The organism is Paraburkholderia sp. FW306-02-B, assembly GCF_058782725.1.
The window spans coordinates 3,820,203-3,833,796 of record NZ_JBYSXZ010000001.1; the positions used below are offsets into that span (position 1 = coordinate 3,820,203).

Here is a 13,594-nt window from a genome sequence, read left to right on the forward strand (position 1 = left end):
ACGAGGTGAACTTTCCGTTGACTGCGAAGGCCATAGCGTTCTCCGTTCGACGAGGTAGGTCACGCGACTTCTGGCCGCAACTCGCTGACGACCGAGCAAGGTCAGCTCGCCGTTTCAAGATCCGTTAAGTCGCTGGCGTAATTCGTCGGATATCCATAGTTCCGGGTGCTGCGCCGTAGCGGGATGCCATTGAAAACTGCGCCCGCAATGCGCCCCTCGGCGCGCTCCATCTTCTTGACTGTGTCGGCAATTTCTTGCTCGCTCTGCATTCCCGAGCGCAAGACAAGCAACGAGGCGCCGGCATCGCTCGCGATAATGGAGGCGTCGGTGACGGCGAGAAACGGAGGGGTATCCACAATCACCAGATCGAACTGGGTGCGCAGCCGTTCGAGAACGTCGTTAAAGCGCGGGTTCATCAACAATGCGGCGGGATTCTCCGGACGCGTCCCGCACGACAGGAAGGACAGGCCGTCAATCCCTGTATGCCGTAGCGCATTACGTAAGGGCGTCCGCTCCGAGAGCACCTCGGAAAGACCCCCGCGGTTGTTTTGCTTGAAGAACGACGCAAGGCGCCCCCGGCGCATATCGCCGTCTATCAGCACGACGCGCGCGCCGATCTCGGCGTGCAGGACCGCCAGATTGGCAGCGACGAAGCTCTTTCCGGCGGACGGTGTCGGCCCGATGACCAGGACGATGTTATTGCGCGTGTGCGCAAGGTCGCGTGTCAACGCTGTACGTACAGCGCGAAGCGCCTCGACAGATGGGTCATGCGGAAATCGTGCAGCGAGGACTCTGCTGCCGCCGGCATGCAACGATGCTGCTGGACCCATCTCGCTTGCACCGCGTAGCGACTCGATACCGGGTCTGCCTCGCTGGAACGGCAAAGTAGTTCGCGCTCCGGCGCCCGGCAAAGGTTTGCGGACTCCGCCCGGGGAGTCTGGGTCAAGCAACGACTGCTGCTGGCTAAATAAGACCTCGCCGAATACCGGCACGTTCAATCGATGTTCAACGTACTTCGGATCCGTTACTCCTATCATGACGTGGCGGCGCATAAAGACGAGGACCGCGCCCGAGAAAAGGCCAAGGACCAATCCACCCGAGAGTACGAGCACGCGATCCGGTTTGACTGGGCGATGTGGCCTGATCGCCGCGTCGACGATATGCGCACCTCCCGTAGTACTTGCACGCCGTACTTGCAATTGTTCGGCTTTCTGAACCATACCCATATAGATCGTTTCTGCAACCTTCTGCGCACGGATCAGATCAACGCTCTCGCGTTCAGACGCTGGCATGCCTCCAAAACGGTTGTCAAATTCCGACTTCGCCTTATTCAATTGCGATAGCTGGGTGTCGATAGTCTGCACCCAGCGGCTATCGGGCCTGAAGCGTTCCAGTAGCTGAGTACGTTGCAGTTGCAGGCCCGCGATTTGCTTATCGAGGTCGAGGCCCCCCTGGAGGTAGGCTTGCGCCTCGCTACCAGGTTGCATTGACTGGGAGGTCGCCCGGAATCGTTTGAGTGCGTCTTCGGACTTCCTGAGATCCGCGAGCAAATGGGGAAGCTCGCCGTTGATGAACGCTAGCGTTTTCGTATCGTTCAGCTGTCGGCTCGCGACAGAAGATGCAAGGTATTGCTGCCCCAACGTATTGGCGACTTCGGCGGCTTTACTCGGATTCTTGTCCGCGTACTCTATTTGAAGGAGGCCGGAATCTTTAACCTTATCGCCGACTTTCACGAGATCGCCAAAGCGCTTAACTGCGTCGAGCGCATTCCAGCGAATTACCTTAAATTTCGTACCCGGTCGCGCGGTCAATTGTTTCACCAGCACTGAAACATCGTTGCCGTGAGCGACGGTGCCTACCGTGCCTTCGACCAGGACCTCATCCGACGGACCGCGCAACTCATACGCGCCCCCATCGAGCGCGATCAACGTCAGTTTCTCTTCTTCGAGATCTTTTGGAACGTCCAGGGCACCGATCTGAACGCTCTCGCCCCCCCACGCGAAAGACTTCAAACCAAGCCATGGCGCTGCCGGTTTTCCTGGGGTGGCCAATTTTTCGGCGATGTCGCCCAGTAGCGGAATGGTGTGCGGCGTCACCGTAACATCGAACCGGTACTTCTCAATCACCGGCTCAAGTACCGAACGGCTGCGCATCACAGCCATCTCCGTCACGGCAGCCGGCGCAGGTGGCGGAAGCGCTTCCTGGTTCTGTATAGCGATGCCGAGCGCATTCGGCTCCGGCGGGTCTATCCCCACGAGGACATCGGCGGAGTAAATTGGCGTTGCAATGAGTAGATAAACCACCGCCAAGGTAAGCACAACCGCCGTGGCGGCAAGAATCTCCCACAGATGATCCCGCATCAAGTTCAGCATCTCTCTTACGCTGAGTTGGCTGCGCTCAATACCGGCAGCAGGAGGGAGCGAATTTTGAGGGTAGTAATCCACCGGCGTGATCCTTCCATGTTCGATGGGCACAGAGTCATGATGTGAAGCCGCTCCCGCGGCACCACCCGTTCACGAGCTTGACCCGTCGCCGGCCGACATGCGTATAGCACTCGCCGGCGGCGCCCTGGAATTCCGTACGGGTTTTCGTTATGCAGCCTGGCCGCTCTCAAAATTTCCTGAACGGTGTCGGGCAGTAATGACTTTGGTATACCGCGAGCACAGTTGATGACCTCATCAGAAACTCATCGGTTCTGTGCTCAATAGACGAACTTCTTAGATGCATTCAATACCTCCAGCCAATTCGTACTACAAATTATTTGTGTAACGAAAAATCCGAAATACGTTCTCGCTGTGTGCCACGAACGAGCCCCTGCTCAGTTCCCGGAAGGCGAAGACACGTTGACCTGTTGGTATCGGTGATGCTGACCGTCTGGTTAGATCAAAACCTCATGAGAGAACCTTGCCACCGCGCAGCTCTCAGGGTCTGGCACTGAGGGTTGCCGCTCCGCTAACGGAACACGGGCCAATCAATCCAGACCGGATCTAACTTTTTTCCAGTGCACGCCTAAACCTTGCCGCGGATATCCAACCATGGTCGCTCGTTGCAAGCGGCTCGGGGGGAACTTGACCTCCATGCGCGCCGCTCTATGCCGGCTCGCACCCTTCCGAGGAAGCGTCACGCCTCAGACCCATATCTGAGGCCATCGAGCCGGTACTCGCACATTGACGACTGGACAAACCCTTCCGACAGCGTTGGATGGCCTCTCGAGGCCAATCATTCATCTTGCAGATTTCAACAATCGAGAAGTCCATCGACAATATCTGTGTCCATGTTGCAGTGAAGCATAGCGCCCACAAGAGGGACCAAATTGTCTTCGGCGCAAATTCGGGTGTTATTGGCCGATTACGTGGAGCGCATTACAGATTTCACACATAAGAAAGCGTTGTTGCGATCTGCAATTGATGTAACAGAGTTATACGAGACGCATCAAAATCAGTAACACAACTTTAGTGACTGTTCATCCCAGCCCAACCCTGGCCGGACGCACTTCCACCTGCCGTATCTCCTTGCCACGCAGGACCTAGGGCCTTTTCGCCGTCACCCTACTGCACTGTCGACATGTCGTTTTGCCTCGGAAAAAATTGCCTGCACGGAGATGCTTTTCAAGCATCGTCCATCAACGTCGTGGTAACAGTTGCCCGCCCCCGGATCATTCCGCCAATTCACCAGGCATAACCAGCCAAGTATCGTCCTTCACATCTCGGTACGCTATGCTCGGTGCGTGGATTGATACTGCTGTTCGGAGAACTAAGGATGCTGGATCTCATCGACCTCCCAACGTCTCACGTCAAAGATCGTCAGGATGAGCCGAAGGCCAGGAAACATATTGGTCTTCTGGTTTTTCACGACTGCTCCATGGCTATCACGGGCGCTATCGGAGATGCCTTCCGTCTCGCGAACGAGTTCGAACAGGCCGGCGGCGATGCTCCCCCTTATCGGCTTTCTGTGCTTTCAGACGGGGGCGGCTTTGTGACCAGTTCATCCAGCGTCTTGATCTGGACACAAAGACTGGAACGGTACAGCCTGGTCGATTTCCACGCATTCTTTGTGGCTTGTCGCGACGCTGCAGTAACAATGGAGTCTAACGAGCGCCTTCTTTCATGGATTACACGGCAAGCCTCCATAGCATCATTTGGTATCCGGCACGGAGCGAACCTGGCCGTTGTCCGCAAGAAACCGTTGCAGTCAACGGTGCCGATATTTCTTTTTGATGATGCATTCGAAGAAACACAGACGAGCGGTGCGACGCCCACCGACATGGCACTTTCACAAATCGAGCGGGATCTGAATGCGGACACCGCTCGAAAAATCGCCCGCGTGTTGCAAGCAGGTTTCATCAAGCACACCAAACCAGAGGTAGATGACGTATGCATAGTTACAACCACCGAGAAGATTCGCGAGTCGGCACGGTGGATCAAGGAAAACTATAGCAAGCCGATTTCAGTCGCCCAGGCAGCGGAATCTGCCGCGATGAGCAAGCGTAATTTTCAACGTCGATTTAAGGATGAATTTGGTATGACGCCGCTCGAATACCTACTACGCACGCGCTTTGAAATCGTTCGCATCTTGCTAAGGACTACAGATTTGCCAGTAGACAAGATTGCAAGACGATGTGGTATGGGTGACGGCAACCGCCTGGGGCGCCTATTCAAGGAACGTTACGGTATGTCGCCCACGCGCTTCCGCGCGCGCCAGCACTTTGAAATCGGAGAACTGTACCTGACTCCTGACGAAGGCTGGGATACCCCGCGCGAGCTATCGCTTGAAGACCGTGCAACCTTAAAGACCGCTTTGTAAGGCGACAGGTTATGGATGAAACATGACAGCAATCAAGCCCGCACGGTTCGAACGAGACGCTCGCGCGTCCGATCCACAGCGAAAGGAAGCTGAACTGCCTGAAGAAGTTGGCTCAAACGATGTGAGGGCGTCGCCAGGTTATCTCCATGGCTCGTCGCAGCGCCCCGCTTCAATTGTCAGAAGAATCAAGGAGGCTGCAAAGTCTGCGCTACCCGATGCTGTTTTTCTGAGTCTGTTGCACCATAAATGCATCGGCCGCTACCCAAAGCTCATTCACCCCACCACCTTCAATGAGAAGATCCTGCAGCGCAGCCTCAGACCCGATCCACGCTACGTCACACTGGCCGACAAGCTTGCAGTTCGAGAATATGTTGCGGCCAAGCTTGGGAATGAGCACCTCATTCCGTTAGTCGCAGCACCGGAGGTCTTCACGCGCGCGGTCTTCGACGCTCTGCCGAGCGCCTTTGTAATGAAGGCGAACCACGGTAGCAATTTCGTCGAGATCGTTAGAGACAAGTCGGAGACGTCTTTCGAAAAATTGCAGCATCTTGCTGCGCAATGGTTGTCTACCGAATTTTACTGGGTCGCGCGAGAGCGGCATTATCTGAAAATCAAACCGCGCATCTTCTTCGAGCATCTACTTTTAGATCAGCGTGGCCAGATTCCCGCCGACTACAAGTTGCACTGCTTCGGTGGCCGGCAGGGACGACCCATCATCTACATACTGGTGATCTCGGACAGATTCGGGAGCAAAACACGTGGCGACGTGTACGACGCTAATTGGAATCATCTTGACGTAGCCATCGGCCACTACAAACGCAGCACCGTGCCCGCCCTTCCGCCGGAGAATCTGGAGTCAGTACTGAATGCTGCTGCCATGCTATCCGAGGACTTCGACTATGTTCGCGTGGATCTTTATGCTCCCGATAACGAAGTCTACTTTGGCGAACTGACGTTCACACCCGGCGCTGGCGTATTGCCTTTTTCGCCTGACAGCATTGACTACGAGTGGGGAAGATTGCTGAGCGGAGTACCCGGTCGGTAACATCGAGGCGCCCCGCGTGCCGATGTCTCATTCCACGTAGCAAGACGCGGGTTAAGACGCCGTCTATCAGTCTCGGTGCCGCAGGCAGGCATCGGTATGACCTGTAGCAAGATCGCGATACAGCTATTCCCCGCTCGCGAGGCAAGCGTGGAATAGCTACGTCGTAAGCTACGAGCGGATCAATTAATTATCACGGTGACTCGCTATGAAGATGGTCAATGCACTGTACGAGGGATTCAGTGCAACACCGTTATTCATAACGCCGTATGGGTTCTCTCCGCTATCAAGCACGAAGTACATCACGGACTGGATATTGTCCGTCTTCCTTGCCTGATAGAACTCAGCCAATTTTGCGGCGATGTAATTCGCTCGATAGACGTGGGTTTGTTCAGGACCCGTGTTCCACTCGGTAACGATAAAGGGTACACCGTATCTGGCCTTGCAATAGGTAGGCAAATCAAATCCAGGACCTGAACCGTCTGATCCGATATTGGACAAGTCTCCGTACACTTCGTAGTTGTGCCAGGTTGTGATGTCCCATCACACCTTTGGATAGCCCCCGCTTCCATCGGGTTGCATGAGCTATAAATTTGTCGTCGGCGAAACGCTGCTGCGGCAGTACGTGACTTTGCCCCGGCGCCTACGTCCCCGGTGCCCGCCTCCGACAGTCGCACGGACACCCTGCGCCAACTTGCGCGCGCAGGCCCAGCGGCCCGAATTCCACGGCGAAAACCGCTTTGAGGCGGGCTTGCCGGCCGTCAGTCGAAGCGCGTACCACAACCCGTCAAGCAACGTTCAAGCAGGCGCGGAAACAGACGAAAAAAAGCCCTCGCGACGGAGGGCTTTCAGATCGGCTACGGCTTCCAAAGTCTATTGCGAAACATCCTGCGGCGTTTCCAGACTTTGTCGCCGTTTCCAAACTTCATCGTGACGGAACAGACAATCTCACGCGAAATTCTTCTCGGCGAATGCCCAGTTCACGATGTTCCAGTACGCTTCCACGAACTTCGGACGCGCATTGCGATAGTCGATGTAGTACGCGTGTTCCCACACGTCGATCGTCAGCAGTGCCTTGGCGTCCGTGGTCAGCGGCGTAGCAGCGTTGCTCGTCGACACGAGGTCGAGCGAACCGTCAGCCTTCTTCACCAGCCATGCCCAGCCCGAGCCGAACGTGCCGACTGCGGTCTTGGCGAATTCTTCCTTGAACTTGTCGAACGAACCCCACTTGGCGTTGATCGCGTCAGCGAGCGCGCCGCTCGGGGCACCGCCACCTTGCGGCGACAGGCTGTTCCAGAAGAACGTGTGGTTCCACACTTGCGCTGCATTGTTGAAGAGGCCGCCCGATGCTTTCTTGACGATTTCTTCGAGCGACAGGTTCTCGAACTCCGTGCCCTTGATCAGATTGTTCAGGTTAGTCACATAGGTCTGGTGGTGCTTGCCGTAGTGAAATTCGAGCGTCTCTTCCGACATGTGCGGAGCGAGTGCGTTTTTCGCGAACGGCAGCGGCGGGAGCGTATGTTCCATGGTGCTTTTTCCTTCTATCTGTATCTGTTTATGGGGAGTCTGCGGATAACGCTGTAGAGCACTGGATTGTAGGCGACTTGGAATAACCCCGCAAACCAACGGACTTTATGCCCGGCATCGGCGAACATGCTGCACGGATGGCGTAATTAGTGCTCGCGCATGCCGTTTGCAAGGTCAAAAGTACGGCGTCGGCGAAGTGTCAGAAACCCTCAGTAAGACGCGGTTGCACATCGGCGAGTGCAATGTCCGCAGAGCCCTCGGCGAGATGCACCGTGAGACGCCGCCCGGGTTTCAACGACGCCGGCGCGCGCACCGCACGGCCGCTCTGCGCATCGAGCACCGCGGCATAGCCGCGTTCCAGTGTGCGCCGCGGACTCAGTACCTCGAGCCGAGCGGCGAGCGTCGCGATACGAGCGGTCTGACGTTCATGCTGACGTAACAATGCATCGTCGAGACGCTGCGTGAGACCCTTCAGTTTCGCCTGATGCGCAGCAAGATCGGGACGCCAGCGTTGCCAGCGCATCTGCAGCAGCGAAAAACGCGCTCGTGCGTCGCGCACCGGGCGTGTGCCCGCTGACGCGAGCCGCACGCTCAGTTGCTGCAAATGCGCACGCTGCCGTGAGAGCCGCTCGGCCGGCGACACCAACCGGCGCGCGAGCCAGTCGAGTTGTTGTGCGCGCCGCTCCATCATCCGGCCGAAGCCGCGTGCAAGCGTCGCATGCCGGTGATCGAGTTCGCGCAGCAACAAAACGCGCTGTGGACTGACGAGTTCGGCGGCGCCGGTCGGCGTCGGCGCGCGCACGTCGGCGGCGAAATCGGCGATCGTGAAATCGGTTTCGTGACCGACGCCGCTCACCACCGGCAGCGCGCTTTCCGCAATCGCGCGAGCGAGTACTTCTTCGTTGAAGGCCCACAGGTCTTCGATCGAACCGCCGCCGCGGCACACGATCAGCACGTCGACTTCGCGCCGGGCGTTTGCTGTATCGACCATCGCGGCGAGTTTCGCGCTGACGCCCACGCCCTGCACCGGCGCCGGATAAACGATCACCGGAATATGCGGCGCGCGACGGCTCAAGGTGGTCAACACATCGCGCAACGCGGCGGCTTGCAACGACGTCACGATACCGATCGCGCGCGGATGGGCCGGCAACGCGCGCTTGCGTTCAGCGGCAAACAGGCCCTCCGCTTCAAGCTGTGCTTTCAGCTTGAGAAACGCTTCGTAGAGACGCCCCTGCCCCGTGCGGCGCACCGCCTCGACATTCAGTTGCAACTCGCCACGCGGCTCGTACATCGTCACCAGCGCGCGCACTTCAATGCGGTCGCCTTCGCGCGGCATGAATTCGGCGTATTGCGCTCGACCGCGGAACATCACGCAACGCATCTGCGCCTGCGCATCCTTGATCGAGAAATACCAATGGCCGCTGGCGGCGCGTGTGAAGTTCGACACTTCGCCGGCCACCCAGACGAGCGGAAACGAGCGTTCAAGCATCGTGCCGATCGCGCGATTGAGCGCGGAAACGGGAATGACGACCTCACCGCCGGGTGCGGCCGACGACGAAAAAGGGCTTTCGGAATTCATGCGAGGAATATGTTTGACTGGCCGGACAGACGATAGACCGAGCGGCCACCGACGTCCAGCGCAGCGTATGAATTGTTAAAAATGTCCACATGGCGGGAGCCGCCAGACGAACCCCGCCAAATTGGCCGCCAGGCCTTGAAAATCGGAAGCATGTTATTGATTTATATGGCATTTATATCTCGTTAAAGAGAATGATTGCCGATACGGAGCGCTCGGAGCGGCCTTCCCAGCCTGTCGGAAGGCAGGTTCTCCACAAAGTTATCCACAGGCTGCGCGCCTCGCCAAAAGTGTCAATTCGCCGTGCGACGCTCGGCGCGCGACTTGCCGCGCGGGACGCCCGCGCGCTAGAGTGGCGGGTTCGACGGCGCGCGGGACGCCCCGCAGCGCTCGCCGTTGCGGCACACTGCTGACGGTGTCGGACGCTGGGCGTCGGATGCCGCCGCCTCATTTTCAACTGCCTTTTCGATTGCCCGGAGAACCGCGTTGATGCTTGCCCCGTGTATCGCGCCTTGCGCTTCTGCGCCACCGCCCCGGCCACTTCTGGTGCGCTGCTGCGCGTCGCACGTCCCGGCGGCTTGCCGATGAGCGATCTGACCAACCGTCTCGAGGCTCGACTTACACGCGAATGGCAGCAGCGCGGCCCGCTCGCGTGGGCGTTGACGCCTTTCGCGTGCGTGTTCGGCGCGATTGCCGCCGCACGCCGCACCGCCTTCTCGCTCGGCTGGCTGAAATCGGTGCGCATCGGCGTGCCGGTGGTGGTGGTCGGCAACGTGACCGTCGGCGGCACCGGCAAGACGCCGACCGTGATCGCGCTGGTGGAAGCGTTGCGCGCGGCCGGCTTTACGCCCGGCGTGGTGTCGCGTGGCTACGGCGCGCGCGTCAAGGCGCCGACGCCGGTCACGTCCGCGTCGGCGGCGAGCGTCGGCGGCGACGAACCACTGCTGATCGCACGCCGCACCGGCGCACCGGTGTGGGTCTGCCCGGACCGCGTCGCAGCCGCCCAGGCGCTGTGCGCCGCGCATCGCGAGGTCGACGTGATCGTCAGCGACGACGGCTTGCAGCATTACCGCCTCGCACGCGATGCCGAACTGGTGGTCTTCGATCATCGGCTCGGCGGCAATGGTTTTCTGCTGCCGGCCGGCCCGCTGCGCGAGCCGCTGTCGCGCCGCCGCGATGCGACGCTGATCAACGATCCGTATGCGCGCTCGCTGCCCGCGTGGCCGAACACCTTCGCGCTGCAACTCGCGCCCGCCGACGCCTGGCACCTCGACAATCCGGCTCTGCGCCGGCCTCTCGCGCAGTTCAGCGGCGATCGCGTGCTGGCGGCCGCCGGCATCGGCGCGCCGGAGCGCTTTTTCGCGACGCTGCGCGCCGCCGGTCTCACGCCCGCTACCCGCGCATTGCCGGATCACTACGCGTTCGAGCGCAATCCTTTTACAGACGTGGACGCCGATACCATCCTGATTACGGAAAAGGATGCGGTAAAATTAGGGTCCTGGCACGATGCGCGCATCTGGGTTGTCCCGGTCGAAGCCGCGCTCGATCATCGCCTCATTGCATTAGTTGTGGAGAAAGTCCGTGGACGCTCGCCTGCTTGAAATCCTCGTCTGCCCGATCTGCAAGGGCCCGCTCAGCTACGACCGCGCGGCGCAGGAACTGATCTGCAATGCCGACAAGCTCGCCTATCCGATCCGCGACGGTATTCCCGTGATGCTCGTGGACGAAGCGCGGCAAACCGTTGAAGGCACGCCCGTCGACCTGAATCCTGGCTCCGTCGCCTGAGTTTGCCCACGCGGCGTTGCTGCATTCCGACAACCCCGCGCTTCCGATCCGCATTTGCCGCATTTGCCGCATTTGTGTTCGGCATTTGCGTTCTTTCCTGTTAGCGCTCGCGGTGCAATCGCGGGCGCTTTCTTCCAGTTTCATCGCCGCTCATCTTTCCGATGACCAACGCCACCACTCCCCCGTTCATCGCCGTCGTGCCCGCCCGGCTCGCCTCGACGCGTCTGCCCAACAAGCCGCTCGCCGACATCGGCGGCAAACCAATGGTTGTGCGGGTCGCCGAGCGCGCGCGCGAATCGGGCGCGCAACAGGTGCTGATCGCCTCCGACGCGCAAGCGGTGCTCGACGTGGCCCGCGAGCACGGCTTCGAAGCCGTCTTGACGCGCGCCGATCATCCGTCGGGCACCGACCGTCTCGCGGAAGTGGCGGCGCGGTTCGGCTGGAGCGACGACACGATCGTCGTGAACGTGCAGGGCGACGAACCGCTGATCGACCCCGCGCTGGTATGCGGCGTTGCGTCGCACCTCGCGGCCAGCCACGGCTGCGCGATTGCCACCGCGGCGCACCCGATCACCGACCCCGCCGAAATCTTCAATCCGAATGTCGTCAAGGTCGTGCTCGATGCGCGCGGCGTCGCGCTGTATTTCTCGCGCGCGCCGATTCCGTGGGCACGCGACGCGTATCAACCGTATTGGCCCAATGTGGCCACAATGCCCGCGCCGCCCGCATCCGCGGCCGTCCACCGGCATATCGGCCTGTATGCATATCGCGCCCAATTCCTGCGCACTTACCCGAGTCTCGCGATCTCGCCGATCGAGCAGGCCGAAGCGCTCGAACAACTGCGCGCGATGTGGCACGGCGAGCGCATCGCGGTGCTCGTCACCCAGGACGTGCCGCTGCCCGGCGTCGACACACCCGCCGATCTGGCGCGCGTGCAGGCTTTATTCGGGGCTTGAGCAGAAAAACCCATGGCATAATCAGACGGTTCTGCGCGCCTCCCGTTAAAAGCGAGAGTCAGGGTTGGCACCCGGTCGCGCCGTCGTCGTCTTGCAGCGCCGTCGTTCTCGACGCGCGGCGCGAGGCGCGCCGCGGCAGCCGATGCGGGTCCCCGGACGAATCGTGGGATGGCTACAGCGCCGCCAAAGAATTCACATAGATCTGGAGATATCACATGCGTTTGATCCTTTTGGGTGCTCCCGGAGCGGGTAAGGGCACTCAGGCAAACTTCATCAAGGAAAAGTTCGGCATTCCGCAAATTTCCACCGGCGATATGCTGCGTGCGGCCGTCAAGGCAGGCACGCCGCTTGGCATCGAGGCAAAGCGCTTCATGGATGCTGGTGAACTGGTCACGGACGAGCTGATCATCAACCTGGTGAAGGAACGTCTGCAGCAGCCGGACTGCGCGAACGGTTATCTGTTCGACGGCTTTCCGCGCACGATCCCGCAAGCTGAAGCGATGAAGCAGGCCGGCGTCGCGATCGACTACGTGCTGGAAATCGACGTGCCGTTCGACGAGATCATCGTGCGTATGAGCGGCCGCCGCTCGCACGCCGCGTCGGGCCGCACGTACCACGTCAAGTTCAACCCGCCGAAGGTCGAAGGCGTGGACGACGTGACGGGCGAGCCGCTGATCCAGCGCGACGACGACAAGGAAGAAACAGTCAAGAAGCGTCTGGACGTGTACGTTGCGCAGACCAAGCCGCTGATCGAGTACTACAACAACTGGGCGAAGAACGGCGACCCGTCGTCGCCGCTGAAGGCGCCGCAGTACCGGCGCATTTCGGGCCTCGGCACGGTCGAAGAAATTCGCGCCCGTGCGTTCGATGCATTGAAGTAAATTCGCCTTTGCGTGATCTGTTAAAAAAAACCCGCCCATTTCGGCGGGTTTTTTTATTGCCGGCCGCGTGCCTTGCGCTCACCGCCGAACGCCACGCTCAGCATTATTTAGCCATCCGTAGCGGTTGTTCACGGATGGGAAACGCTGAGCCGATACGCCCGCCGCCGCGCCGCTTTCCGCGCTGCAACATAGTCGTTACAATCGTTTATCGAAAAAATATTCGATCTCGACATTACCGAACTGAAGCAAAGGAGAAGACATGGAGATTCGTGACAACGTATTCCTGATCACCGGTGGCGCATCCGGCCTCGGCGCCGCTACCGCGCGCCTGTTCGTCGAAAACGGCGGCAAGGTGGTGCTCGCCGATCTGAACCAGGATGCAGGTGAAGCGCTCGCGAAAGAGCTCGGCGGCGTGTTTGTCAAATGCGACGTGAGCCGCGAAGAAGACGCAACGCAAGCGGTCGAAGCTGCCACGAAGCTCGGCACGCTGCGCGGCCTCGTTAACTGCGCGGGTGTCGCGCCGGCCGTCAAGACGGTCGGCAAGGATGGTCCGCATCCGCTCGATTCGTTTGCGCGCACCATCTCGATCAACCTGATCGGCACCTTCAACATGATCCGGCTCGCCGCCGCGGCAATGTCGAAGAACGAACCGAACGCGAATGGCGAGCGTGGCGTGATCGTCAACACGGCGTCGGTGGCCGCGTATGACGGCCAGATCGGCCAGGCGGCTTACGCGGCGTCGAAAGCCGGTGTGGTCGGCATGACGCTGCCGATCGCACGCGACCTGTCGCGCAATGCGATCCGCGTGATGACGATTGCACCGGGCATCTTCGAAACGCCGATGCTGCTCGGCATGCCGCAGGAAGTGCAGGACGCGCTCGGCGCAATGGTGCCGTTCCCGCCGCGTCTGGGCAAACCGGCGGAGTATGCGATGCTGGCCAAGCAGATTTTCGACAATCCGATGCTCAACGGCGAAGTGATTCGTCTGGACGGCGCGATCCGCATGCAGCCCAAGTAACGATGC

General features: G+C 59.7%; 10 protein-coding genes and 1 pseudogene. 7 read left to right on the plus strand and 4 right to left on the minus strand.

Features of this window, described 5'->3' with window-relative positions; all coding sequences use genetic code 11:
* Positions 1-101 precede the first annotated feature (101 nt).
* Positions 102-2,444 carry a polysaccharide biosynthesis tyrosine autokinase gene (locus AC3WOG_RS16985; protein ID WP_492579058.1) on the minus strand — a complete coding sequence of 781 codons (2,343 nt, stop codon included), beginning with the start codon at positions 2,442-2,444 and terminating at the stop codon, positions 102-104.
* A 1,417-nt stretch (positions 2,445-3,861) separates the two neighbouring features.
* On the opposite strand from AC3WOG_RS16985, the gene AC3WOG_RS16990 reads away from it, so the two are divergent.
* Both AC3WOG_RS16990 and AC3WOG_RS16995 read left to right on the plus strand, forming a co-directional pair.
* Positions 3,862-4,803, plus strand: a complete 942-nt coding sequence (locus AC3WOG_RS16990; protein WP_492579826.1) for a GlxA family transcriptional regulator — start codon at positions 3,862-3,864, stop codon at positions 4,801-4,803.
* A 22-nt stretch (positions 4,804-4,825) separates the two neighbouring features.
* On the plus strand, positions 4,826-5,848 hold the full coding sequence (locus AC3WOG_RS16995) for an ATP-grasp fold amidoligase family protein (protein ID WP_492579059.1): 1,023 nt from the start codon (positions 4,826-4,828) through the stop codon (positions 5,846-5,848).
* A gap of 183 nt (positions 5,849-6,031) precedes the next feature.
* Here AC3WOG_RS16995 and AC3WOG_RS17000 read toward each other — a convergent pair.
* The 3 genes and pseudogenes from AC3WOG_RS17000 to xseA all read right to left on the minus strand — a co-directional run.
* Positions 6,032-6,427, minus strand: a pseudogene (locus AC3WOG_RS17000) (hypothetical protein); the annotation flags it as partial.
* A gap of 366 nt (positions 6,428-6,793) precedes the next feature.
* Positions 6,794-7,372 (minus strand): superoxide dismutase [Fe], encoded by a 579-nt coding sequence (gene sodB, locus AC3WOG_RS17005; protein ID WP_492579061.1) that lies wholly within the window; start codon positions 7,370-7,372, stop codon positions 6,794-6,796.
* A 199-nt stretch (positions 7,373-7,571) separates the two neighbouring features.
* Positions 7,572-8,951 (minus strand): exodeoxyribonuclease VII large subunit, encoded by a 1,380-nt coding sequence (xseA, locus tag AC3WOG_RS17010; protein WP_492579062.1) that lies wholly within the window; start codon positions 8,949-8,951, stop codon positions 7,572-7,574.
* 581 nt (positions 8,952-9,532) lie between these two features.
* Here xseA and lpxK point away from each other — a divergent pair.
* The 5 genes from lpxK (at position 9,533) to AC3WOG_RS17035 (ending at position 13,588) form a co-directional block, all read left to right on the plus strand.
* Entirely contained in the window at positions 9,533-10,549 is a 1,017-nt protein-coding gene (lpxK, locus tag AC3WOG_RS17015; RefSeq protein WP_492579063.1) for a tetraacyldisaccharide 4'-kinase, read from the plus strand.
* Complete coding sequence (locus AC3WOG_RS17020) at positions 10,530-10,733, plus strand: Trm112 family protein (RefSeq protein WP_007180583.1); 204 nt, start codon at positions 10,530-10,532, stop codon at positions 10,731-10,733. The genes lpxK and AC3WOG_RS17020 overlap by 20 nt, the downstream gene beginning before the upstream one ends.
* Before the next feature lie 161 nt (positions 10,734-10,894).
* Complete coding sequence (kdsB, locus tag AC3WOG_RS17025) at positions 10,895-11,689, plus strand: 3-deoxy-manno-octulosonate cytidylyltransferase (RefSeq protein ID WP_492579064.1); 795 nt, start codon at positions 10,895-10,897, stop codon at positions 11,687-11,689.
* 215 nt (positions 11,690-11,904) lie between these two features.
* Entirely contained in the window at positions 11,905-12,570 is a 666-nt protein-coding gene (gene adk / locus AC3WOG_RS17030) for an adenylate kinase (protein WP_341314463.1), read from the plus strand.
* Between the two features lie 259 nt (positions 12,571-12,829).
* Entirely contained in the window at positions 12,830-13,588 is a 759-nt protein-coding gene (locus AC3WOG_RS17035) for a 3-hydroxyacyl-CoA dehydrogenase (protein ID WP_492579065.1), read from the plus strand.
* Positions 13,589-13,594: the final 6 nt, after the last annotated feature.

What these genes read in the sequence shown, in the direction of transcription:
- AC3WOG_RS16990 (WP_492579826.1), top strand. Translation starts at nt 3,862, where the DNA reads ATGGCTATCACGGGCGCTATCGGAGATGCCTTCCGTCTCGCGAACGAG.
- sodB (WP_492579061.1), bottom strand. Translation starts at nt 7,372, where the DNA reads ATGGAACATACGCTCCCGCCGCTGCCGTTCGCGAAAAACGCACTCGCT.
- AC3WOG_RS16995 (WP_492579059.1), top strand. Translation starts at nt 4,826, where the DNA reads ATGACAGCAATCAAGCCCGCACGGTTCGAACGAGACGCTCGCGCGTCC.
- kdsB (WP_492579064.1), top strand. Translation starts at nt 10,895, where the DNA reads ATGACCAACGCCACCACTCCCCCGTTCATCGCCGTCGTGCCCGCCCGG.
- adk (WP_341314463.1), top strand. Translation starts at nt 11,905, where the DNA reads ATGCGTTTGATCCTTTTGGGTGCTCCCGGAGCGGGTAAGGGCACTCAG.
- lpxK (WP_492579063.1), top strand. Translation starts at nt 9,533, where the DNA reads ATGAGCGATCTGACCAACCGTCTCGAGGCTCGACTTACACGCGAATGG.
- AC3WOG_RS17035 (WP_492579065.1), top strand. Translation starts at nt 12,830, where the DNA reads ATGGAGATTCGTGACAACGTATTCCTGATCACCGGTGGCGCATCCGGC.
- xseA (WP_492579062.1), bottom strand. Translation starts at nt 8,951, where the DNA reads ATGAATTCCGAAAGCCCTTTTTCGTCGTCGGCCGCACCCGGCGGTGAG.